The sequence below is a fragment of the Streptomyces sp. W1SF4 genome, assembly GCF_003950035.1.
Lineage (GTDB): Bacteria > Actinomycetota > Actinomycetes > Streptomycetales > Streptomycetaceae > Streptomyces > Streptomyces racemochromogenes.
In genome coordinates this window covers 929,632-950,824 of the sequence record NZ_CP034350.1, presented here as the reverse complement: position 1 = coordinate 950,824, position 21,193 = coordinate 929,632, and the positions used below count along the sequence as shown (strand labels likewise).

21 protein-coding genes are annotated in these 21,193 nt (G+C 74.2%); 10 read left to right on the top strand and 11 right to left on the bottom strand.

Annotation, left to right across the window (positions count from 1 at the left end; translation table 11 throughout):
- Positions 1-47 precede the first annotated feature (47 nt).
- From D1J60_RS04580 to D1J60_RS04560, 5 genes are all read left to right on the top strand, one after another.
- The gene (locus D1J60_RS04580) at positions 48-1,565 is read left to right on the top strand and encodes an APC family permease (RefSeq protein ID WP_125820228.1); all 1,518 of its coding nucleotides are present in this window, start codon (positions 48-50) and stop codon (positions 1,563-1,565) included.
- Positions 1,566-1,574: 9 nt separating this feature from the next.
- Positions 1,575-1,997, top strand: a complete 423-nt coding sequence (locus D1J60_RS04575) for a universal stress protein (RefSeq protein ID WP_125597212.1) — start codon at positions 1,575-1,577, stop codon at positions 1,995-1,997.
- Positions 1,998-2,301: 304 nt separating this feature from the next.
- Positions 2,302-3,807 (top strand): FUSC family protein, encoded by a 1,506-nt coding sequence (locus tag D1J60_RS04570; protein WP_125820227.1) that lies wholly within the window; start codon positions 2,302-2,304, stop codon positions 3,805-3,807.
- 257 nt (positions 3,808-4,064) lie between these two features.
- Complete coding sequence (locus D1J60_RS04565) at positions 4,065-5,204, top strand: nitric oxide synthase oxygenase (RefSeq protein WP_125820226.1); 1,140 nt, start codon at positions 4,065-4,067, stop codon at positions 5,202-5,204.
- 56 nt (positions 5,205-5,260) lie between these two features.
- Positions 5,261-6,328 carry a lactonase family protein gene (locus D1J60_RS04560; RefSeq protein ID WP_125820225.1) on the top strand — a complete coding sequence of 356 codons (1,068 nt, stop codon included), beginning with the start codon at positions 5,261-5,263 and terminating at the stop codon, positions 6,326-6,328.
- Positions 6,329-6,413: 85 nt separating this feature from the next.
- Here D1J60_RS04560 and D1J60_RS04555 read toward each other — a convergent pair whose 3' ends face one another.
- From D1J60_RS04555 to D1J60_RS04545, 3 genes are all read right to left on the bottom strand, one after another.
- The gene (locus D1J60_RS04555; protein WP_125820224.1) at positions 6,414-7,334 is read right to left on the bottom strand and encodes a hypothetical protein; all 921 of its coding nucleotides are present in this window, start codon (positions 7,332-7,334) and stop codon (positions 6,414-6,416) included.
- Positions 7,335-7,444: 110 nt separating this feature from the next.
- Entirely contained in the window at positions 7,445-8,131 is a 687-nt protein-coding gene (locus D1J60_RS04550) for a uracil-DNA glycosylase (RefSeq protein WP_125597231.1), read from the bottom strand.
- Between the two features lie 49 nt (positions 8,132-8,180).
- Positions 8,181-9,269 (bottom strand): sialidase family protein, encoded by a 1,089-nt coding sequence (locus tag D1J60_RS04545; RefSeq protein ID WP_125597234.1) that lies wholly within the window; start codon positions 9,267-9,269, stop codon positions 8,181-8,183.
- Positions 9,270-9,486: 217 nt separating this feature from the next.
- Between D1J60_RS04545 and D1J60_RS04540 the strand changes: the two genes are divergently transcribed.
- Both D1J60_RS04540 and D1J60_RS04535 read left to right on the top strand, forming a co-directional pair.
- Positions 9,487-10,587, top strand: coding sequence for an NADH:flavin oxidoreductase/NADH oxidase (locus D1J60_RS04540; RefSeq protein ID WP_125820223.1), 1,101 nt, complete (start codon positions 9,487-9,489; stop codon positions 10,585-10,587).
- Positions 10,588-10,699: 112 nt separating this feature from the next.
- Positions 10,700-11,083 carry a helix-turn-helix domain-containing protein gene (locus D1J60_RS04535; protein WP_125820222.1) on the top strand — a complete coding sequence of 128 codons (384 nt, stop codon included), beginning with the start codon at positions 10,700-10,702 and terminating at the stop codon, positions 11,081-11,083.
- On the opposite strand, the gene D1J60_RS04530 is transcribed toward D1J60_RS04535, so the two are convergent.
- The gene (locus D1J60_RS04530) at positions 11,080-12,444 is read right to left on the bottom strand and encodes an FAD-dependent oxidoreductase (protein WP_125820221.1); all 1,365 of its coding nucleotides are present in this window, start codon (positions 12,442-12,444) and stop codon (positions 11,080-11,082) included. The two genes, D1J60_RS04535 and D1J60_RS04530, sit on opposite strands and share 4 nt — an antisense overlap.
- A 52-nt stretch (positions 12,445-12,496) precedes the next feature.
- The gene (locus D1J60_RS04525) at positions 12,497-13,153 is read right to left on the bottom strand and encodes a DUF305 domain-containing protein (RefSeq protein ID WP_125820220.1); all 657 of its coding nucleotides are present in this window, start codon (positions 13,151-13,153) and stop codon (positions 12,497-12,499) included.
- 76 nt (positions 13,154-13,229) lie between these two features.
- Between D1J60_RS04525 and D1J60_RS04520 the strand changes: the two genes are divergently transcribed.
- A complete protein-coding gene (locus tag D1J60_RS04520) occupies positions 13,230-14,717 on the top strand; it encodes a hypothetical protein (protein ID WP_125820219.1) in 1,488 nt (495 codons plus the stop codon).
- Between the two features lie 6 nt (positions 14,718-14,723).
- On the opposite strand, the gene D1J60_RS04515 is transcribed toward D1J60_RS04520, so the two are convergent.
- From D1J60_RS04515 to D1J60_RS04500, 4 genes are all read right to left on the bottom strand, one after another.
- Positions 14,724-15,356, bottom strand: coding sequence for a TetR/AcrR family transcriptional regulator (locus D1J60_RS04515; protein WP_125597252.1), 633 nt, complete (start codon positions 15,354-15,356; stop codon positions 14,724-14,726).
- A 37-nt stretch (positions 15,357-15,393) separates the two neighbouring features.
- Entirely contained in the window at positions 15,394-16,059 is a 666-nt protein-coding gene (locus D1J60_RS04510) for a phosphatase PAP2 family protein (protein WP_125820218.1), read from the bottom strand.
- Positions 16,060-16,092: 33 nt separating this feature from the next.
- Positions 16,093-17,031, bottom strand: a complete 939-nt coding sequence (locus D1J60_RS04505) for a M56 family metallopeptidase (RefSeq protein WP_125597259.1) — start codon at positions 17,029-17,031, stop codon at positions 16,093-16,095.
- A 102-nt stretch (positions 17,032-17,133) separates the two neighbouring features.
- The gene (locus D1J60_RS04500; protein WP_206436483.1) at positions 17,134-17,676 is read right to left on the bottom strand and encodes a DUF5134 domain-containing protein; all 543 of its coding nucleotides are present in this window, start codon (positions 17,674-17,676) and stop codon (positions 17,134-17,136) included.
- Positions 17,677-17,822: 146 nt separating this feature from the next.
- Between D1J60_RS04500 and D1J60_RS04495 the strand changes: the two genes are divergently transcribed.
- Positions 17,823-18,365, top strand: coding sequence for an N-acetyltransferase (locus D1J60_RS04495; protein WP_125820216.1), 543 nt, complete (start codon positions 17,823-17,825; stop codon positions 18,363-18,365).
- Positions 18,366-18,370: 5 nt separating this feature from the next.
- Here D1J60_RS04495 and D1J60_RS04490 read toward each other — a convergent pair whose 3' ends face one another.
- Complete coding sequence (locus tag D1J60_RS04490) at positions 18,371-19,063, bottom strand: glycerophosphodiester phosphodiesterase family protein (RefSeq protein ID WP_125602530.1); 693 nt, start codon at positions 19,061-19,063, stop codon at positions 18,371-18,373.
- Positions 19,064-19,319: 256 nt separating this feature from the next.
- The gene (locus D1J60_RS04485; protein WP_164720831.1) at positions 19,320-19,970 is read right to left on the bottom strand and encodes a PadR family transcriptional regulator; all 651 of its coding nucleotides are present in this window, start codon (positions 19,968-19,970) and stop codon (positions 19,320-19,322) included.
- Between the two features lie 49 nt (positions 19,971-20,019).
- Between D1J60_RS04485 and D1J60_RS04480 the strand changes: the two genes are divergently transcribed.
- Positions 20,020-21,162: an LLM class flavin-dependent oxidoreductase gene (locus D1J60_RS04480; RefSeq protein WP_125820214.1), complete on the top strand. Its 1,143-nt coding sequence runs from the start codon at positions 20,020-20,022 to the stop codon at positions 21,160-21,162.
- Positions 21,163-21,193 lie beyond the last annotated feature (31 nt).

Genomic DNA, 21,193 nt, shown 5'->3' with positions numbered 1-21,193 from the left:
GCCCCGCCCGCCTCGCGCGCGGCCGCCGTGTGCGTGACGATGCGTACATGAACGACGGCGACCGCGCCGGGGCGGGCAGCACCATCGGCGACGCCGGCCCCGAGGAGGGCCTGAAGGCCAATGCGATCGGCTTCCTCGACGCCCTCGTCATCGGCCTGAACTCCACCTCGCCGGCCTACTCGCTGGCCGCCGTCATCGGCCCGATCGTCGCCCTGGCCGGCATCTACGCCCCGGGTGTGATGCTGGCCTCGTTCGTGCCGATGCTGCTCATCGCCGCCGCCTTCTACTACCTCAACAAGGTCGACCAGGACTGCGGCACCACCTTCTCGTGGGTGACCCGGGCCATGGGCCCCTGGGCGGGCTGGCTCGGCGGCTGGGCCATCACCATGACCGGGGTGCTCGTCATCGGCTCCCTCGCCGACGTCGCCGTCCACTTCGGACTGCTCGCCGTCGGCCTCGACGACTGGGCCGCCAACCAGGCCGTCCGCCAGACGCTCACCGTCCTGGTCATCCTCGCCATGACCGCCGTCTGCGTCATCGGCACCGAGATCTCCGCCCACCTCCAGGACGTCCTGATCCTCGCCCAGGTCCTCTTCCTGCTGGTCTTCGCCTTCGTCGCCATCTACCGCGTGTACGCCGGCACCAGCACCCTCGACGCGATCGAGCCCTCACTCACCTGGCTCAACCCCTTCGGGGCGGGCGGCGCGGCCCTCACCGGCGGACTGCTGCTCGGCGTGTTCATCTACTGGGGCTGGGAGTCGGCCGTGAACCTCACCGAGGAGGTCGAGGACTCCGCCACCGCCCCCGGCAAGGCCGGCATCTGGTCCACCCTGGTGCTGCTGGTCACCTACCTGTCCGTCGGCTTCGCCATCGTCGCCTACGCCGGGACCGAGTTCCTCGCGAAGAACGCCGCCGAGGAGGAGGCGGTCTTCGCCGTCCTCGCGCACGAGGTGATGGGCGGCTGGGACTGGATGGTGCTCCTCGCCGTCTGCACCTCCGCCCTCGCCTCCACCCAGACGACGATCATCCCCGCCTCCCGGACCGCCCTGTCCATGGCCCGGCGCCACGCCCTGCCCCCGCACCTGGCCCACATCCACCCGCGCTTCCACACCCCCGAGGTCAGCACCTGGTGGGTGGCCGGCATCGCCATCGCCTGGTACCTGATCGTCAACCGGATCAGCGAGAACGCCCTCCTGGACTCCCTCACCGCGCTCTCCCTGCTGATCGCCTTCTACTACGCGCTCACCGGCGTGGCCTGCGCCGTCTACTACCGCCGCCACCTGCTGGAGAACGCCCACAACTTCTTCCTCATCGGCGTGGGCCCGCTGGTCGGCGCCGGACTGCTGACCTGGCTGCTGGTGGAGTCCGTCGTCGACATGTCCGACCCGCGCAACTCCGCCGGCGGGACCTCGTGGTTCGGTCTCGGCCCGCCGCTGGTCATCGGCATCGGCATCGCGGCCCTCGGCGTGGTCCTCATGTGCTTCTGGCGGGTCCGTGACGGCAGGTTCTGGCAGGAGCGCCGCGGCGTGGTCGACCCGGCCCTCGTGCGCGGCGCCAAGGGCTGAGGAGGCCGGATGTCCGTGGTCCTCGGTTACGACGAATCCCCCGGCGCGGAGCGGGCCCTGCGGGTGGCGCTGGAGGTGGCCACCGCCTTCGGGGAACCCCTGGTCCTCGTCTACGGGGCCGCGGCGCCCGGAGCCACCGGGGAGGAGTACCGCGCCCACCGCGAGGCCGTCCTCCAGGCCGGCCGGGCCGCGCTCGCCCGGGCCGTCGAGGCCGCCGACGAGGCCGGCGTCCCCTCGACGGTGGAGGTGGTGGACGACAAGCCGGCCCAGGCCCTGCTCGCCGCCGCCGAACGCCACCGCGCGCGGGTCATCATCGTCGGCAGCTGGGGCGACAGCCCGATCCGGGGCGCCCTGCTCGGCTCCACCCCGCACAAGCTGCTGCACCTCTCGCCCGTCCCGGTGCTGTGCGTGCCGACCGAGGACGGCCCCTGACCCTGCCGGGACCCGGCGGACCGGCGTCGGTCCGGCCGTGGACCGCCCGGTCCGTTGGCCTCACGGTGGCCGGAAGAAGCGCTCCGGAACTGTGCCAACGGTCCAACGTGACGGACGTCGCTTGAGCCAATGCCCCTGCGGATGCTTATCTGTGTCATATCCATGTACTTTCGGCGCCGCGCAGCGCCGGACGGCAACGAGGCCGGTCCGGAGCGCGGTGCCTTCGCCGTGCCCGTGCGCCGCCCACCACCCCCGGGCGGATCCGGGCCGGCGCGCTTGACTCCGAGGGGGGCGGCACACCGCCATGAAGAGGATGTTCGTGGCTCCGGATCCGGGGCGCACCAGACTGCGGAACTCGCTCCGTGCGGTGATCGGCACCGGCGCGGCCGTCGCCGTCGCCGAACTGGCGGGGCTCTCGCTCACCGCCTCCATCACCGGCGGGCTCGCGGCGCTGCTCGCGCTGTTCACCGTCCTCGACGCGGACGTCCGCGCCCAGCGGGTGACCACCGCCCTGCTGCCGGCCACCGGCTTCCCCGTCCTGGTGCTGGCCACCGGACTGCACGGGATGCCGGCCGCCCGCGACGCGGCCTTCCTCGCCGTCGTCTTCGCCGGGGTCTACGCACGCCGCTGGGGGCCGCGCGGCCACGCCCTCGGCATCTTCGGTTTCATGATGTTCTTCGTCACCCAGTTCCTGCACGCCCGGCCCGCCCAGCTGCCCGAGCTGTTCGCCGCCGTCGCCCTGGCGCTCGTATCGGCCGGGGCCGTGCGGTTCGTGCTCTGGCCCATCGAGCGCCGCACGCCCCCCGCCGCGCCGCCGCCGCCGCTGCCCGGCACCGGCCTGGCCCGGCCCACCACCCGCCAGGCCTTCCAGGCCACCGCCGCCTGCGCCTTCGCCCTCGCCGTCGGACAGGTGCTGTCCGAGGACCGCTGGTACTGGGCCGTCGGCACCGCCTGGTGGATCTTCGTGAACACCGCCTCGCGCGGCGAGACCCTGGTCCGCGGCTTCCGCCGGGTCCTGGGCACCGTCGTCGGCATCGCCGCCGGCCTGCTGATCGCCGTACCGCTGCACGGCGCGCCCGCGCCGACCGCCGCGCTCGTGGCCGTCTGCGTCTTCGGCATCTTCTACACGGCGGCGCCCTCGTACTCCTGGATGATGTTCTTCGTCACCGTCATGGCCGGGCTGCTCTACGGCCTCCTCGGCGTGCTCCACCCCGGACTGCTGCTGCTGCGCTTCGAGGAGACCGCCGTCGGCGCCCTCGGTGCGGCCCTCGCCGTGGTGCTGATCCTCCCCGTGACCACCCACGGCGCCAACGACGCCTGGATCCAGCGCGCCCTGCACTGCGTACGGGCCGCCACCGCGGCCTCCCTGGACCGCCTGGCCGGGGACCCCGCGGCCGACCCCGCCCCGCACGCCGCCGAGCTGGAACTCCTGCTGGTCCGCGCCCGCGTCGCCCTCGCGCCGCTCGTCCACCCGCTGAGCCCGCTGCGCGCACGCAAGGCCCGCGCCCGGCAGGTCATGGCGTTGCTCGACGACTGCGCCCGCGAGGTGCGCGGGCTCGTGGCGGTCGCCGCCGACCCGCAGGCCTCCCACGACGCCCGGCTCGCCGCCGCCTGCTGGCGCGTGGAGGCGGCCGTCGAGGCCCTCACCGCCCCCGAGGGGTCCCCGGAGCCCGCCGCACCGCGCGCCGCGGCCCGGGAGTCCGGCACCGAACCGGCCCTGGCCCATCTGCACGGGCTGGAAGAGGCGCTGGTCGCCCTGGCCACCCCGCTGCGCACGGACCCGCGCGCCCCGCTGGTCATCACCGCCTGAACCGCCAGGACCGCCTGGCTGCCCGGACCGCCCGGCCGGCCTGGCCGCCCCCCTCCCCAACTATCCGTAATGCGGCGGATGATAGGCCCGCGGAGCGCCTCGCCGCAGGCCGTTGCGCCCACATCACCCGGAGGGGTGTTCCGGGCGCTCCATCCCCGCCGGGCTGACCTGCGCCGTGTACAACGGGTGATTGTTCACTGCACATTCATCCGGCACGTACAGGGTGGATCTGGCCGGACAGGGGGTAACCGCCCGGAATGGAAATTCTGCAGAAGCACTCGAGCGCCGCTCAGGTGTGGGAGGAAGCCGAGGAGTTCATCCGGCTCTTCCACCGGGAGAATCCGCAGGCCGGTGATCCGCGCGCCCGGCTCGCCGCCGTACGGGCCGAGCTCGCGGAGAGCGGCACCTACCGCCACACCCCGCAGGAGCTGGTCCACGGCGCCCGCGTCGCCTGGCGCAACAGCAACCGCTGCATAGGCAGGCTCTACTGGAACTCCCTGCGGGTCCGCGACCGGCGCGGGCTGACCGGGGCCGAGGACATCGCCGCCGAGTGCTTCGAGCACCTGCGCGAGGCGACCAACGGCGGCCGGGTCCGGCCCACCATCACGGTCTTCGCCCCCGACACCCCGGACCGCCCCGGTCCGCTGATCTGGAGCGAGCAGCTGGTGCGCTACGCCGGCTACGGGGACCACCACTCCATAACGGTCGGCGACGCCCGCAACGCGCCGCTCACCGAGGCCCTGCTAGCCCTGGGCTGGTCCGGCGGTGCCGGTACCCCCTTCGACCTCCTCCCGCTGGTCGTGCAGGGCGTCGACGACAAGCCCCGCTGGTTCGACACCCCCGCGGACGCCGTGCTGGAGGTCCCGATCCGGCACCCCGACGAGCGCGACGACTGGAGCGACTGGGGGCTGCGCTGGCACGCCGTGCCCGCCATCTCCAACATGTGCCTGGAGATCGGCGGCATCCACTACCCGGCCGCCCCGTTCAACGGCTGGTACATGGGCACCGAGATCGGCGCCCGCAACCTCGCCGACACCGACCGCTACAACCTCCTCCCGGCCGTCGCCCGCAGACTCGGCCTGGACACCTCCAGCGAGCGCTCGCTGTGGCGGGACCGGGCCCTGGTCGAGCTCAACCGCGCCGTGCTGGACTCCTTCGACAGGGCAGGCGTCACCATCGCCGACCACCACACCGAGTCCCGGCGGTTCCTCTCGCACCTGGAGCGCGAGGAGCGCAAGGGCCGCGAGGTGGGGGCGGACTGGTCGTGGATCGTCCCGCCGATCTCCGGCGCCGCCACGCCCGTCTTCCACCGGACCTACGAGGACCGGCCGAGCTCCACGGCGTACGTCCACCACCCCGGCGCCCAGGAACGGGCCAGGGGACGGGACTTGGTCTAGACCTTCTGTTACCGTCGGCTCCGGAGACGGATCCGGGACGGCGGAAAGAGGCACCAGTGGGCGGCGCGCACAGTACGGACCAGGGCGGCGGACACCGGGCCTACATCGGCTCGTTCACCTCGGGGGGCGGCCGCGGTGTCACCACCGCGGCCGTGGATCCGGCCACCGGAGCGCTGACCCCGCTCTCCCGCGCGGACTCCCTGGCCGACCCCTCGTTCCTCACCGTCGACCGGAACTCCGGCGTGGTGTACGCGGTGAGCGAGACCGGCCGGGGAGCCGTCGGCGCCTTCCGCGCCACCGCCGCGGGGCTCTCCCCGCTGGGAGCCCCCGTACCCGTTGACGGCTCGGGACCCACCCACCTCAGCCTGGCCGGAGGCCGGCTGCTCACCGCCAACTACGGCTCCGGCAGCGTCAGCAGCCTGCCGCTCGCCCCCGACGGCAGCGTCGCCGGCCCGGCCGCGGTCCTCGCTCACACCGGCTCCGGCCCCGACGCCGAACGGCAGGCCGGCCCGCACGCCCACCAGGTGCTCCCCGATCCCACCGGTCGCTGGGTGCTCACCGTGGACCTCGGAGGCGACGCCGTACGCGTCCTCGCGCTCGACCCGGACACCGGAGCACCCCGGGAGCACGCGAAGGCCGTCCTGCGCGCCGGGACCGGGCCGCGCCACCTCGCCTTCCATCCGGCGGCCGAGCTGGTCTACGTACTCCACGAGCTGGAGCCGCAGCTGACCGTCTGCCGCTGGAACGCGGCCGAGGGGCTCCTGGAACCCGTCGGCGAGGTCCCCGTCGCCTCCGGGACCGCCCCGGGCGGCGCACGGGCCTACCCGTCGGCGGTCGCGGTCTCGCCCGACGGCCGCTTCCTGTGGGCCGCCGTCCGCGGGGCCGACACCCTGGTGACCTTCTCCCTGGCCGGCGGCCCCGAGGAGCCCCGGCACACCGGGACCACCGGATGCGGCGGCCACTGGCCGCGCGACCTGGCCGCCGACCCCTCGGGCCGCCGCCTCTACGCGGCCAACGAGCGCTCGGGGGACGTCACCTGGTTCGACGTGGATCCGCTGACCGGCCACCCGCGCCGGGCCGGATCCCTGGCCGTCCCCGCGGCCTCCTGCGTCGTCTTCGGCTAGGCCGTGCCCGCGGCGCCCACGGCACGGCGAAGGGCCCGCCCGGAACGGGTTCCGGGCGGGCCCTTCGTCACACGTGCGGGTGGTCCTACTGCGCGGCGGCGCCCAGCTGGAGGCCCAGGGCGGCGCTGTACGCCGCCACGGCCAGCTTGCCGAGCGCCGGGTAGGCCCCGAGCACTTCGGCGGCCGAGCAGTCGGCCTCCTTGCAGGCGGTGTCCAGCAGCCCCTCGGCCGCTTCCGGGCCGATCAGGTACGGGGCCAGCGCCAGCTGGGCCGAACCGGAACCGCGCAGCTCGGCGGCGACCGCCGCCACCGAGCCCTCCTGGTCCAGCGCGGCGGCGATCACGGGCACCGCGAGCCGGGCGGCCAGCAGCATGCCGGTGATCCCGGCCGCCTGGACGGCCTCCTCGCCGCCGGTGGTGGCCAGGATGATGCCGTCGGCGGCGGTGGCCACCGTGAAGAGCCGGGCCCGGTCGGCGCGGGCCAGGCCGGCCTCCGAGAGCCGGACGTGCAGGCCCTCGGCGAGCAGCGGGTGCGGGCCGAGCACGTCGGCCAGCTCGGCGGCGGCCGAGGAGTCCATCAGCGCCTGGCGCATGCGGCGCAGCAGGTCCCCGTCGGGACCGGCCAGCAGGGGCACGACCACGGCGTCGGGGCCGGTCGGCGCGGGCACCTCCAGACCGGCGGCGCGGGCGAACTCCGCGCGCGCGGTCCGCTCCTGCGCGACGGCGTTCAGGACGCCGGACAGCGAGGGGAACTCGCTCTCCTGGCCGTCCTCGCCCTCGAGGTAGCCGATCCGGGCGTCCAGCCCCGGCAGCTCGGAGCGGCCGATGCTGATGACCTCTTCGGCCAGCCCCCGCGAGGCGGCCGAGGGGACACCGGGCACGGCGAGCACCAGCGCGGGCGCGCCCTCGGGCGCCACCGCGGGCTCGGGCCGGCGGTGCCGTCCGGTCTGGCGGGGTCGCGGCATTCGTACGGGCAGGCCGTTTGCGGGCCCAGTGGGGGAGCTCATGGCGCCGCATGCTACTGGTTTATCGGAACCACGTGTTCGGGCAGGGCCCGCTCGAGCGGCATCTGTCCGTATTTATCCATTGAATGTCGTAGTTCAATGTCATATACGGTTCAACTGACGGTCGGCAGCCGCCAGTCGACGGGCTCCGCTCCCTGCCCGGCCAGCAGCTCGTTGGTCCGGCTGAACGGGCGGGATCCGAAGAAGCCGTTGCTCGCGGACATGGGCGAGGGGTGGACGGACTCCACGGCCGGCAGGTCCCCCAGCAGGGGCCGCAGGTTGCGGGCGTCGCGGCCCCACAGGATGGACACCAGCGGCTTCCCGCGCGCGGCCAGTGCCCGGATGGCCTGTTCGGTGACGGCCTCCCAGCCCTTGCCCCGGTGGCCGCCGGTCTTGCGGGGGGCGGTGGTGAGCGCCCGGTTCAGCAGGAGCACGCCCTGCCGGGTCCACGGCGTCAGGTCGCCGTTGAGCGGCTTGCCCGTGCCGATGTCGGCGTGCATCTCGCGGAAGATGTTGTCCAGGCTCGGCGGCCACGGGCTCACCTCGGGCGCGACCGAGAAGGACAGGCCCATGGCGTGCCCCGGTGTCGGGTAGGGGTCCTGCCCGACGATCAGTACCTTCACCTCGTCGAAGGGCTGCTGGAACGCGCGCAGCACGTTCGCCCCCGCCGGGACGTACGTCCTGCCCGCCGCGATCTCGGCGCGCAGGAAGTCGCCCATGGCGGCGATCTGCCCCGCCACCGGCTCCAGAGCACGGGCCCAGCCCGGCTCGACGATCTCGTTCAACGGTCGTGCTGCCATGGGTGATCACTCTACTGGCCCACACCGACAGCCGGTCCCGTCCGCGGCCTCAGGGCAGCACGGCCGCCCGTACGCAGAGCACGTCCGGCAGGTGGCCGGCGAGGAGCTGCCAGCTGTCGCCGTCGTCGTGGCTGGCGTACAGCTCGCCGTTGCGGTTGCCGAAGTAGACGCCCGCCGGGTCGGCGTCGTCGGTGCACAGGGCGTCGCGCAGGACGGTGCCGTAGTGGTCGCCGGCCGGCAGCCCCTTGGTGAGGGGTTCCCAGCTGGCGCCCGCGTCCCGGGTGCGGAAGACCCGGCAGCGGTGTTCCGCCGGGACCCGGTCGGAGTCGGCGTTCAGCGGGAAGACGTAGGCGGTGTCCGGGCGGTGCGGGTGGGCGGCCACCGCGAAGCCGAAGTCGGAGGGCAGGCCGGAGCCGATGTCGGTCCACGCGGCGCCCGCGTCGTCGCTGCGGTAGACCCCCCAGTGGTTCTGGAGGTAGAGCCGGGAGGGGTCCCCGGCGTCCTGCGCGATCTTGTGGACGCACTGGCCGAACTCCGGGTCCGGGTCCGGCAGGAACACGGCCGAGACCCCGCGGTTGGACGGTGCCCAGCTCGCCCCGCCGTCCCTGGTGCGGAACACCCCGGCGGTGGAGACCGCCACCGTCACGGCGTCCGCGTCCGCCGGGTCGGTGATCACCGTGTGCAGCCCCTCACCGCCGCCGCCCGGCACCCACTGTGAACGGGTCGGGTGCTCCCACAGCGGCCGGACCAGCTCGAAGGACTCGCCCCGGTCGGTGGAGCGGAAGAGCGCGGCCGGCTCCGTCCCGGCGTAGACCACGTCCGGGGCCTCCGGGCCGGCTGGGTGCAGCTGCCAGACCCGTTCCAGCGAGGCGCCGGTGTCCTTGGGGAACTTCACGGCGGGCGCGGCGGGCTCCCGCCAGGTCGCGCCCAGGTCGTCCGAGCTGAAGACGGACGGCCCCCAGTGCGAGCTGTCCCCGCCCGCCAGCAGCCGTGGCCGCGGCCCCCGGGTGTCGACGGCCACCGCCGAGACGGCCTGGGCGTTGAAGTGCGGTCCGTCGAACTCCCAGGGGTCCTCGCCCCGGCGGCGGCCGATGAAGAGGCCCTTGCGGGTCCCCGCGAGCAGTACCACGTCGGTCATGGCCGACACCTCCGGACGTCGTTGTCCCTCACGGCAGCTTCCGGCCAGTCTGCACCCGACCGCCGACGGCGGTCGGGCAGGCCGGGCCGCCGAAGACCCGTTCGACCCTTCGGCCTCGTTGTACGAGGGGGCTCGTACTACGGGAGTTTTCGTAGTACGGTGTTTCTCGTACTTAGCGCCGTCCCCGGTGCGCGTCCGGTCACGTCTGGAGAGCCCCATGAGTGCTGCACCCGCTGCCTTCGCCGCCCTGTTCCAGCCCTACACCCTGCGTTCGGTCACCATCCCGAACCGCGTCTGGATGGCCCCGATGTGCCAGTACAGCGCCGAGGCCTTCGGCCCGAACGCGGGCGTGGCCCTGGACTGGCACTTCGCGCACTACGCGGCCCGCGCCACCGGCGGCACCGGCCTGATCATCCAGGAGGCCACCGCCGTCGCGCCGGAAGGCCGCATCAGCCCCTACGACCTCGGCATCTGGAACGACACCCAGGTCGAGGCCCTCCGCCGGATCACCGCCTTCGTCAAGTCCCAGGGCTCCGTCCCCGGCATCCAGATCGCCCACGCCGGCCGCAAGGCCTCCACCGAGCGCACCTGGAAGGGCGGCCGCCCCGTCGGCCCCGAGGGCCACGGCTGGCAGCCGGTCGCCCCGAGCGCCGTACCGTTCGACGAGGGGTACCAGGTGCCCCACGAGCTCACCACCGAGGAGATCCACGAGATCACCGCCCGGTTCGCGGCCGCCGCGGGGCGCGCCCTCGACGCGGGCTACGAGGTCCTGGAGATCCACGGCGCCCACGGCTACCTCATCGGCGAGTTCCTCTCCCCGCACAGCAACCGGCGCACCGACGCGTACGGCGGCTCCTTCGAGAACCGCACCCGCCTCGCCCTCGAAGTCGTCGACGCCGTACGGGCGGTGTGGCCCGAGGAACTGCCCCTGTTCTTCCGGATCTCCGCCACCGACTGGCTGGAGGAGAACGGCTGGACCGCAGACGAGACCGTCCGGCTGGCCCGGCTGCTCCAGGAGCACGGCGTGGACCTCCTCGACGTCTCCACCGGCGGGCTCGCCCCGCACGTGAAGATCCCGCTCGGCCCCGGCTACCAGGTGCCCTTCGCCGCCCGGGTCAAGGCCGAGACCACACTCCCGGTCGCCGCCGTCGGCCTGATCACCGAGCCGGAGCACGCCGAGAAGATCATCGCCAACGGCGAGGCGGACGCCGTCCTGCTCGGCCGCGAGCTGCTGCGCGACCCGTACTGGGCCCGCCGCGCGGCCGCCGAGCTGGGCGCGGAGATCCCCACGCCGGACCAGTACCACCGCAGCTGGTGACCCGGTGCGGCGCCGCCGTGAGCGGCGCCGCACCCACCCCCTTCACGCGGCCTTCCTACGACGTTTCTCGTACGATGGGACCCGAAGCCGAGCCGAACGAGTGGAGCAGGACATGACGGAACGCGACACGGCCCGCGCCCTCGCCCACCCCGAGCCCGGCGAGATCCGGCTGGAGGGCGTCCTGCACGCCCTCTCCGACCCCATGCGGCTGTCCATCGTCCGCGAACTCGCCTCCACGGACGCCGAACTGGCCTGCTCCGACTTCGTCCTGCCGGTCACCAAGTCCACGACCACCCACCACTTCCGCGTCCTGCGCGAGAGCGGCGTCGTACGCCAGACCTACCGCGGCACGGCCAAGATGAACGGCCTGCGCCGCGAAGACCTCCAGACCCGCTTCCCGGGCCTCCTCGACAGCATCCTGACCGCCGCCACGGCCGACGAGGACCACCACCCCGCGGACGGCTCCGCCGGGGAAGCCCCCGCGGGTGGCTGCTAGGAGCCGGCCGGGCCCGCCGCCGTGCGCAGGCCGGTCCAGTCGGGGATCTTCACCGAGCGGCGGCCCAGGGAGCGGCCCAGGGCCTGCTCGGCCGCCTCGATGGACAGCCAGCCCGGCCACTCCACCGGGTGCAGGCCCGCCGCCCGCAGGGCGTCCAGCGGGTCCGCGGGCAGGTCGCGGCGGGCCAGCGCGCCCGCGTCCTGGAGCAGCGAGGACACCGTCTCCTTGGCGCACGGCCGGTTGGTGCCGATGACCCCCGTCGGCCCGCGCTTGATCCAGCCCGCCACGTACTCGCCCACCGAGGCCCGGCCCTCGCGCAGCACCCGGCCCGCCGCGTGCGGCACGGTCCCGGTCGCCGCGTCGAACGGCAGGCCGGGCAGCGGCACGCCCAGGTAGCCCACCGAGCGCAGCACCAGCTCGGCCTCGACGTCCTCGTACGCGCCCGTCCCGCTCACCCCGCCCCGCCCGTCCGGGGCCGTCCGCTCGAAGCGGAGCCCGCGGACCCGGCCGTCGGGCCCGCCCAGCACCTCCACCGGCCGCAGGTAGAACCGCAGCCGGATGTCCCGGGCCGCGGCCGCGCCGTCCGGGAGGGCTCCGGACCAGCCGCGCAGCACCTCCAGGTTGCGCCGGACCGCCGCGGGCAGCGCCGCCGCCGCGCCCTGGTCCTCGTACGCCGGGTCGAGGGCCAGCTCCGCGGGGTCCACCCGGGTGCCGACGCCGGGCAGCGTGCCCAGTTCGCGGAGCTCCTTGGTGGTGAACTTGGCCTGGGAGGGGCCGCGCCGGGCCACCATCGACACCGTGCGCACCCCGCTGGCGGCCAGCACGCCCAGCGCGGGCTGGGGCATGTCGGTCGGCTCCAGCTCGGGCGCGCCCCGGGCCAGGATCCGCGTCACGTCCACGGCCACGTTGCCGGCGCCGACCACCACCGCCGAGCGGACCCCGCCCAGGTCGAAGGGGCCGGCGTCCGGGTGGCCGCTGTACCAGGACACGAAGGCCGTCGCGGAGTGCACCCCGGCCAGATCCTCGCCGGGGATGCCGAGCATCCGGTCGCGGGCGGCGCCCACGCAGTACACCACCGCGTGGTACAGCTCCAGCAGCCGGGCGGTCGGCAGGCCCGCGCCGCCGACCTCCACGTCGCCGAGGAAGCGGATCCGCTCGTCCTCCAGGACCGACCGCAGATTTCCGGTCAGCGATTTGATCTTCTCGTGGTCGGGGGCCACCCCGTACCGCACGAGGCCGTAGGGGGCCGGCAGCCGGTCCAGGACGTCGACCCGTACGCCCGGCACCTCCCGCTGCTGGACCAGCGTCTGGGCGGCGTAGACCCCGCTGGGGCCCGAACCGACGACGGCGACACGAAGCACGGCGGTACTCCTCCCGCAGGTGCTCCCAGGATGCCACCGGCCCCCGGACCCGTCAGCCCAACGCGCGCATCCGTTCGATCTCGGCGCTCTGGGTGGCCACGACCTCGTTCGCCATCTCCTCCACGGCGACGTTGTTGCCCTGGGCGAGGGCCTCCCCGGCCATCTTCAGCGCCCCCTGGTGGTGGGCGGTCATCAGCCGCAGGAACAGCCGGTCGAAGTCGGCCCCCTTGGCCGCGGCCAGCTCCGCCAGCTGCTGTCCGGTCGCCATGCCGGGCATCGCGGCGTGGTCGTGGCCGCCGGAGTCACCGCCCGGCGCCGGGTACCGGGAGAGCCACTTCTCCATGGCCCCGATCTCGGGCCCCTGCGCGGCCGCGATCCGCTCCGCGAGCCGTTTCACCCCGTCCGCCGAGGCCCGGTCGGGGGCCAGGGCGCTCATCGCGAGGGCTTGGCGGTGGTGTTCGGCCATGTGGCGCACGTAGGCGTGGTCGGCCGCGTTGGGGCTGTCGTCGGGGCGTTCCCTCGCGGCCTGTTCGGGGGTGAGGGTGCGGGCCGGGCCGCCCGGTTTCCCGGGGGCGACGACCACCGGCGAGCCGTCGCCCGCCGCCCGGGAGCCCGCGTCGTCGTCCTGGCATCCGGTGGCGGTCAGGAGGAGGCCGGCGGTCAGGGCCGCCCCCAGGAATCGGCCGAGTAATGCGTTTGCCATGTCCATGAAAAGCAAGATACTGCCGGGGTCCAGGTTCCGTTCCCAGGAGGAGCGAAACGTACGGGCCCCCACGGGAGGCACAGTGACCTCGCACCGCAGCGTCAGAGCGCGCCACCGGAGTCTGGGGGCGGCCCTGGCCGCCGCCGGACTCCTCGCCACGCTCCTGGCCACCGCCGGACCGGCGGCCGCCACCCCCGACCCGGGCGACCTGACCCCGGGCGCCGGATCCCCGCAGAGCGCCGCCCCCGCCCAGGGCCGCGAACTCGCCCCCGGGGAGATCCCCGGCAAGGACGAGATCGTGCACAGCGCCAACATCAAACCCCTGGCCAACATCCCCAGCGCCAACCCGGCCGGGATCAACTCCGACCTGGCGTTCCAGGGCGACTACGCCTACGCCGGCAACTACGACGGCTTCACCATCTACGACATCGCCAACCCCAAGGCGCCCAAGGTCCTCACCCGGGTCCTGTGCCCGGGCGGACAGAACGACATCTCCGTCTCCGGCGACCTGCTCTTCCTCTCCACCGACTCCTCCCGCAGCGACGACTCCTGCAACAGCGTCTCGCAGCCCGCGACGGAGAAGTCCTCGTGGGAGGGCATCAAGATCTTCGACATCAAGGACAAGAAGAACCCCAAGTACATCAAGTCCGTCGAGACCGCCTGCGGATCCCACACCCACACCCTGGTGCCCGGCGGCCGCGACATCTACCTCTACGTCTCCTCGTACTCGCCCAACGAGGCCTTCCCGGACTGCAAGCCGCCGCACGACGGCATCTCCGTGGTCAAGGTCCCGAAGAAGGCCCCGACCCAGGCCGCCGTCGTCGGCTTCCCGGTGCTCTTCCCGGACGGCGGCAACCCGGGCGCGCCGACCAACCCCGGCGTCTCCAAGACCACCGGCTGCCACGACATCACCGTGCTGCCGTCCAAGAACCTGGCCGCGGGTGCCTGCATGGGCGACGGCATCCTCTTCGACATCAGCAAGCCGGAGCAGCCGAAGGTCATCGACCGCGTCCAGGACAACGTCAACTTCGCGTTCTGGCACTCGGCGACCTTCAACGAGCGGGCGAACAAGGTGGTGTTCACCGACGAACTCGGCGGCGGTGGCGGCGCCACCTGCAACGAGGCCACCGGACCCAACCGGGGCGCCGACGGGATCTACGACATCACCGGCCGGGGCGACCAGCGCAAACTGGTCTTCAAGGGCTACTTCAAGATCCCGCGCCACCAGGCCGACACCGAGAACTGCGTCGCCCACAACGGCTCGCTGATCCCGGTCGGCGGCGGCCGCGACATCATGGTCCAGGCCTGGTACCAGGGCGGCGTCTCGGTCTGGGACTTCACCGACTCCGCGGCCCCCAAGGAGATCGGCTACTTCGAGCGCGGACCGCTCACCACCGACCAGCTGGGCCTCGGCGGCTCGTGGTCGGCGTACTACTACAACGGGCACATCTACTCGAACGACATCGTCAAGGGCCTCGACGTGCTGAGGCTCGACGACTGGCGCACCGAGAGCGCCAAGTGGGTGCGGCTGGACCGGCTCAACGTGCAGAGCCAGCCCGAGTACCACTGACGGCCCTCACCCCGCACGAGGGGGAAACGTTCCGCCGGGCGGCCCCCCGTCCGGCGGGACACCCAGCTCCCAGTCCAGTCCGTACCGCTGGAACAGCTCCGCCCGCAGCCGGGACGCGGGCATCGGCGCCCCCGGCAGCAGCACCGCGACCACCGCCCCCATCAGCAGCGCCCGCAGCAGCGGGTAGTCGGCGTCCACGTCCGCCGAGCCGTACGCCGCGACGGCCCCCCGCAGCAGCTCCGCCAGGCGCTGCTGCTCCGGACACCGGATGAACCCCTCCGCCTGGAGGATGCCCGCCATGTGCGTGCGCATCAGCCGGGGCTGGTCCCGGGCCAGCCCGAGGACCGCGTCGATCGCCCGGGCCAGCAGCTCCCGCCCGTCGTCCGAGCGGGGCTCGCGCTCCAGGGCCGCCTCCAGCGTCAGGTGCATCAGCCGGTGCACGGCGGACTGGAGCAGCTGGCGCTTGCCGGGGAAGTAGTACGAGACCAGGCCGCGCGCCGCGCCCGCCCGGTCGGCGATGTCGCCCAGCTTGGTCGCCTCGTACCCGCGCTCCGCCACCAGTTCGACCGTAGCCTGCAGCAGCCGCTCCCGGGAACGTCTGCGCAATTCTTCATTGACCGACGGGCTGCGCGGGACCATGCTTACTCCTGCGTTGACTGGCTCCGAGCCAATATACTCAGCGCGCGGGACCTTCTGCTCGGGGCGACGCGGGGGATCGCCCCGGGCAGGCATGCCGGAACGCCGCGAGCGACACCACGGCCACGCCCAGCAGCCAGCCCGCGAGCACGTCCGAGAACCAGTGGACGCCCAGGTAGATCCGGGTGAAGCCGACCCCGAGCACCGACACCGCCGCCACCGTCCGGGCCGCGGCCACCGCGCCCCGCGGCGCCTTCGCGGGCAGCAGCCACAGCAGCAGCCCGCACACCACCGTGGCCGTCATCGCGTGGCCCGAGGGGTACGCCGCGAAGTGCGCCGTCGCGACCGGATCCGGCCACTGCGGGCGGGCCCGGCCGATCAGCGCCTTCAGCCCCTGCTGCACCGCCGCTGCCGCCAGCACCGCCGCCCCCACCCGTACCGCCCGCGAGCGGTCCCCGCGCGACCAGAGCCACAGGCAGGCCACGGCGGCCACGGCGCGCATCGTCCACGGGTCCCAGACCCAGTCGGCGAGGACCCGCACGAGGTGGGTGACCCCGCGATGGGTGACGGCGTAGGCGTGCAGGTCCCGCGCGAGCCGGTCGTCGTACGAGATCAGGGGCGGCCAGTGCGCCACCACGAGCACGGTCAGCACGGCCGCGAGCAGCGCGCAGCCTACCCCGGCCCTGGAAAGCCACGTGTTCCGCATGCCCTTGATCCTGTCAGCACGCGGGCCGCGCCCTCAGGTCAGCGCGCTCAGCCCCGGTACGAAGGCCACGAGCAGCGGAACGGCCGGAACCAGCGCGGCCAGCGCCGTCAGTCTCAGCCGCCGCGTCGGCGACAGGCGCGGCGGGGCCGACAACAGCCGCCGCACCCGCTGCGGGACGTGCGCCTCCTCGGGCCCGCACGGGCCGAACACGCCCCGGTCCTCGTTCAGCCCGACCAGGGCCAGGGCGACGGTCAGCCGGCCGTAGCGCCGCGAGGCCACGTCGTCGGCCGCCAGTTCCACCAGCCGGTGCATCTGCGCCTCGAACGCCGCGAACACCGGCACCTGCGGGAACCCCTGGGCCAGCGCCCGCGAACAGTGCAGCAGCCAGTCGTGCCGGGCCGCCACGTGCCCCTGCTCGTGCGCGAGCACCGCGTCGAGCTGGCTGCCCTTGAGCCGGCCCAGCGCCGCCGTGGTCACCACCAGCCGCGGCGCCGGCCCGGGCTGCCACCAGGCCTCCGGACGCGGACCCTCCAGCACCACCAGGCGCGCCGCGGCCGGGTCTTCGCCCGGCAGCAGCGGGGCCCGGACCAGGAGTTCGGCGCCCCGGGCGCGTCGCCGGGCCCGCGCCCGCAGCACCTCCCGCGCCAGCATCGCCCCGGTCCACAGCCCCCCGCAGGCCAGCGCCAGCGCCGTACCCGCGGCCCAGGCGCCGCCCTCCGCGCCCAGCGCGTACGCGTCGGCCACCCCGTGCGGGGCCGCGGCGAACAGCCGGCCCCGCACCGCCTGCCAGGCGGCGGCCGCGCTCAGCAGCATCGACAGCGCCAGACACAGCAGGGTCGCGGCCACCACGCACTGCCACACCCACAGCGCGACCACCGGTTCGCGTTCGGGCCACTGGGCCCGGGCCAGCAGGCGGGGCGCGAGCACCGCGGTCAGTGCGCCGAGCAGCAGGAGAGCGGCGGGGACCATCATGTCCGCCAGCCTATGAGCGCGGCCCCGCCCACCGGTACGGGCTCGGGGCATTGGTGACGCAGGACACGTCACCCCCGCGCCCCGACCCCCTTGCCGCGGGCCTCACATGGCCAGAAGCATCGCCAACATCCCCGTCCCCATGGCCAGTCGGCAGGCCCGCGTCAGCTCCCCGGCCCCGCCCGGCACTCCGCCCGGCGCCCCGCCCGGGACGGGCGCCACCGGCCGCGCGGCCCCGCCCGCCGTCACCAGCCGGGCCCCGCCCAGCAGCACGTACCCGGCGTAGTAGAGGAGGAGTGCCCCGGTCACCACGGGCAGCCCCGCCCGGCCGTGCCCGTGTCCGGCGGTCATGGCTAGGGCCATGTACGCCATCGCCAGCGAGCCGACCAGGTGGTGCGCGTGGTGCACCCCGTCGCGCAGCAGCCACAGCGCGTGCAGCGCCGCCCCGCAGAAGACGGCCAGCAGGACCGCCGGGCCCCACGGCCCGGTGTCCGCCGGCAGGGCCATCGCCGCCATCCCGAAGCCCATCACCGCCTCGCCGGCCGCCGCCCCGCGCGTGCGCCGGTCCGCTCTGCGCGCCCGCAGCAGGCAGTACCCGCCGCTCGCCGCGCACAGCGCCACGAGCATCCAGGCCAGGGTGAGGGGCATCGCGGATCCGTGCACGGCGGAACCTCCCGGTTCGTCGGCGTCAGCAGAAGGGATTCCCTGCTCACGCCGCCCTCACGCCGACCCGGGTTAGGCTCTGCTTGCCGTACGAGGCATGTCATATGCCGCCGCGATGAACGGAGCCCCCGATGCCGACCGCCCAGCCCGCCGCCGCCCTCAGCTTCCGCAGCGCCGTGGAGGCGGACGTACCGGACCTGGTGGCCCTCGTCGAGTCGGCCTACCGCGGCGACGCCAGCCGGGCCGGCTGGACCACGGAGGCCGACTTCCTGGACGGGCAGCGCACCGACCCCGAGGGCGTGGGCGCGATCATCGCCGACCCGGACGGCATCCTGCTGGTGGTGGAGCGCGCGGGCGAACTCGTCGCCTGCTGCCAGCTCGAACACCGCGGGGACCACGCCTACTTCGGCATGTTCGCGGTGCGCCCCGGGCTCCAGGGCGCCGGCCTCGGCAAGGAGGTCCTGGCGGAGGCCGAGCGCCGGGCCCGCGAGACCTGGGGCGCCGAGCAGATGCGGATGACCGTGGTGAACGTACGGGAGGAGCTCATCGCCTACTACGTGCGACGCGGCTACGAGCGCACGGGCGAACTGAGCCCCTTCCCCTACGGCGATGAGCGCTTCGGCGTGCCGCTCCGCGACGACCTCGCCTTCGAGCTGCTGGTCAAGGCGCTGTAGTACGCCTACGCGGTGAAGCGCCCGGTGCTGCGGACCTCCGGGAAGTCGGTGGCCGCGCCGTCCAGTTGCAGGGCCCGCGCCAGCCGCAGCCGGTCCAGGGTGTCGACCGCCCGCCCCGTCACCCGCAGCCCCGCCGCGTGGGCCGCCTCCACCGTCTCCAGGGTGAGCCGGCGGATGTCCAGGGCCACGGTGCGGGCGCCCGCCGCCAGCGCCAGGTCCACGAGGTCCTCGGCGGCCGCGCCGGGCCGCTCCGGGTGCAGGGCCGTCCGGACGCCGGGGGCCCGCCGGGCGACCTCCGCGAGCAGCTCCCCGTCCCCGGAGGCCACCTCCACCCGGGCGCCCAGGTCGCGGCGCACGATCAGCTCCGCGAGCGCGGTGGCCGCGGCCCGGTCCCGCACCGACACCTGGAGCGGGACGCGGACGGCGTCCAGGACCTCCTCCAGGACCGGGACGCGCTCGCCCTGACCGGCGTCCAGCCCGCGCAGCTCGGCGAGGGTCAGGTCGGCGACGGCGCCCGTGCCGTCGGTGGTCCGGTCGACCTCGGCGTCGTGCAGGACGACCAGGGCGCCGTCCTTGCTGAGGCGCACGTCCAGCGCGATGACGTCCATCCCGCAGCGTTCCGCGCGCAGGAACGAGCGCAGGGTGTTCTCCGGCTCGACACCCATGACCCCGCGGTGACCGATGGTGAGGAAAGTCAAGGTTCTCTCGCTTCCGTCGAGGGCGGCTCCCCGCACGGTCGCGGTGTCCCGACCGGCCGCGCGCGGTGAGGACGCATGCTAGTGCGCCCCGCGCGCGATGGGACCGGTCGTGCAAGGGCCCGCGGAAGCCCTCCGGCCGCTTCCCGCCAGGGGTGCGCGCCGCCCGGCGGGCTGGGGGCGCCGCGTCGCGTCACCCCTGCGTGGGCGCGTCCCCGCCGGCTTGACGCGGCGCCGTGCCGACGGGCCGCGCACCGGCTCAGCCGGCGGTCCCGGCGGCCCGCTCCCCGGCTCCCGGGACGTGCCCGGCGGGCCTCTCCCCGGCTCCGGCGGTCCGTGCCGCGGCCTCGCGGAGGTCGTCGAGCAGGGCGCCGGCCAGGTCCAGCTCGGCCAGGTGCTGCCGCTCGCTCCAGCGCAGGGCGAGCACCGGGAAGGCCCATTCCGGTACGTCCGCGGCGTGCTCCATCGCCTCCCGCACGGCGGCCAGCTCGCGCCGGGTCCGCTCCACGTGGTCCTCGACCATCGCGCGCAGCCGTTCCGGCTCGGCCAGGTGTCCCAGCCAGATCCGCAGCAGGAGCCCGTGCTTGAGCACCGGAGGCCCGGCGTCCGCGGTGTCCGAGGCCCAGCCCGCGAGGGCCTCGCGGCCCGCCTCCGTGATGGCGTAGCGGCGCTTGGCGCGGACCTCCTCGGGCCCCGAGCGCGCGGAGGCCGCGTATCCCAGCTCCTCCAGGCGGCGCAGTTCGGCGTAGATCTGGCTGATCGCGGGCGACCAGTAGAAGAAGCGGAGGGAGGAGTCCGCCCACTTCTTCAGCTCGTAGCCGGTGCGCTCGCCGGGGAACGACAGCAGGCCGAGCACCGCCCACGCGGTCGGCGGGAGCTCTTGCTTCTTCGAGGTCTGACTACTAGTCATATTCCTAATCGAAGTAAGACCGGGCACGGGACGCATCCCTGGAGGCATCGTGAAATTCTCCGTGATCTTCGAGGCTCAGCTGGCCGATCCGACCGTGGAACGGGAACACCAGGTCATCCGGGACTGCGTCGAGCAGGCGGTCCTCGCCGAACGCATGGGATTCGACCGGATCTGGGCCGTCGAGCACCACTCCTTGAAGTGGTACGCACACATGAGTGCCCCGGAGGTCTTCCTGACCTGGGTCGCGGCCCGGACGGACACGATACGCATCGGCCACGGCGTCGTGTGCATGCCCTTCAACTTCAACCACCCGGTGCGCGTGGCCGAACGGGCCGCGATGCTCGACCTGCTCTCCGGCGGGCGGCTCGACCTGGGCGCCGGGCGCGGCGGCACCGAGCAGGAGACCTCGCTGTGCGGGGTGGACCGGGAGCGCACCACCGCCGAGGTGGAGGAAGCGCTGCGGATCATCGGGAAGGCCTGGCAGGAGGAGGAGCTGGAGTACCGCGGCGAACTGCTGGACATCGGCCCCCACCCGATCCTGCCGCGCCCGGCCCAGCGGCCCCATCCGCCGCTGTTCCTGGCGTGCAGCCGGGGCGAGACCCTGGTGCAGGCCGCCGAACTGGGCGTCGGGGCCCTGGTGATGGGCTTCGCCGGGCCGGAGTCGATCGCGGGGATGCGGGCGGTGTACGACGCCGCGCTCGCCGCCCGCGACGGCAGCCGGTTCGTCTCCACGGCCGTCAACGACCACTTCTCGGTGCTCTGCCCGACCATCGTGCTCGACGACCCCCGGGAGGCGCGCCGGATCGGTGTCCGGGGGCAGCGGTTCTTCGCGCAGTCCATCGGGCACTGGTACGGCGGCGCGGGCGTGCCGGACGAGGCGGTGGTGGCCGGCGCCGACGAGACGGCGCAGATGCGCCGGGCCGCCGAGCAGGTGGTGGCCCGGCTGCACGAGCTGGACATCCCGGTGCGGCCGACCTCCACCGCCACCTTCAACGCCGACCACGCCTACGGGAGCGCGGACGAGGCCATCGCGTACGTGGAGCGGCTGCGGGCGGCCGGCGCGGACGAGGTGATGTGCCTGGTGCAGATGGGGACGGTGCCGCAGGAGGCCTGTCTGGAGACCCTGCGGCAGTGGGGGGAGAAGGTCATCCCGCACTTCCGGGAGGAGCGCGGCGGTGGGGAGCGCGCCTGAGTGGGGGAGTCCCCTCTTTCTTTTCGCCGTG

Bases quoted from the DNA above. Each gene is read 5' to 3' on its own strand.
- D1J60_RS04525 (WP_125820220.1), bottom strand. From the start codon at position 13,153: ATGGACATGGCAAACGCATTACTCGGCCGATTCCTGGGGGCGGCCCTG.
- D1J60_RS04505 (WP_125597259.1), bottom strand. From the start codon at position 17,031: ATGATGGTCCCCGCCGCTCTCCTGCTGCTCGGCGCACTGACCGCGGTG.
- D1J60_RS04485 (WP_164720831.1), bottom strand. From the start codon at position 19,970: ATGACTAGTAGTCAGACCTCGAAGAAGCAAGAGCTCCCGCCGACCGCG.
- D1J60_RS04570 (WP_125820227.1), top strand. From the start codon at position 2,302: ATGAAGAGGATGTTCGTGGCTCCGGATCCGGGGCGCACCAGACTGCGG.
- D1J60_RS04550 (WP_125597231.1), bottom strand. From the start codon at position 8,131: ATGGCAGCACGACCGTTGAACGAGATCGTCGAGCCGGGCTGGGCCCGT.
- D1J60_RS04495 (WP_125820216.1), top strand. From the start codon at position 17,823: ATGCCGACCGCCCAGCCCGCCGCCGCCCTCAGCTTCCGCAGCGCCGTG.
- D1J60_RS04575 (WP_125597212.1), top strand. From the start codon at position 1,575: ATGTCCGTGGTCCTCGGTTACGACGAATCCCCCGGCGCGGAGCGGGCC.
- D1J60_RS04510 (WP_125820218.1), bottom strand. From the start codon at position 16,059: ATGCGGAACACGTGGCTTTCCAGGGCCGGGGTAGGCTGCGCGCTGCTC.
- D1J60_RS04580 (WP_125820228.1), top strand. From the start codon at position 48: ATGAACGACGGCGACCGCGCCGGGGCGGGCAGCACCATCGGCGACGCC.
- D1J60_RS04565 (WP_125820226.1), top strand. From the start codon at position 4,065: ATGGAAATTCTGCAGAAGCACTCGAGCGCCGCTCAGGTGTGGGAGGAA.
- D1J60_RS04515 (WP_125597252.1), bottom strand. From the start codon at position 15,356: ATGGTCCCGCGCAGCCCGTCGGTCAATGAAGAATTGCGCAGACGTTCC.
- D1J60_RS04500 (WP_206436483.1), bottom strand. From the start codon at position 17,676: ATGCCCCTCACCCTGGCCTGGATGCTCGTGGCGCTGTGCGCGGCGAGC.
- D1J60_RS04535 (WP_125820222.1), top strand. From the start codon at position 10,700: ATGACGGAACGCGACACGGCCCGCGCCCTCGCCCACCCCGAGCCCGGC.
- D1J60_RS04540 (WP_125820223.1), top strand. From the start codon at position 9,487: ATGAGTGCTGCACCCGCTGCCTTCGCCGCCCTGTTCCAGCCCTACACC.
- D1J60_RS04545 (WP_125597234.1), bottom strand. From the start codon at position 9,269: ATGACCGACGTGGTACTGCTCGCGGGGACCCGCAAGGGCCTCTTCATC.
- D1J60_RS04555 (WP_125820224.1), bottom strand. From the start codon at position 7,334: ATGAGCTCCCCCACTGGGCCCGCAAACGGCCTGCCCGTACGAATGCCG.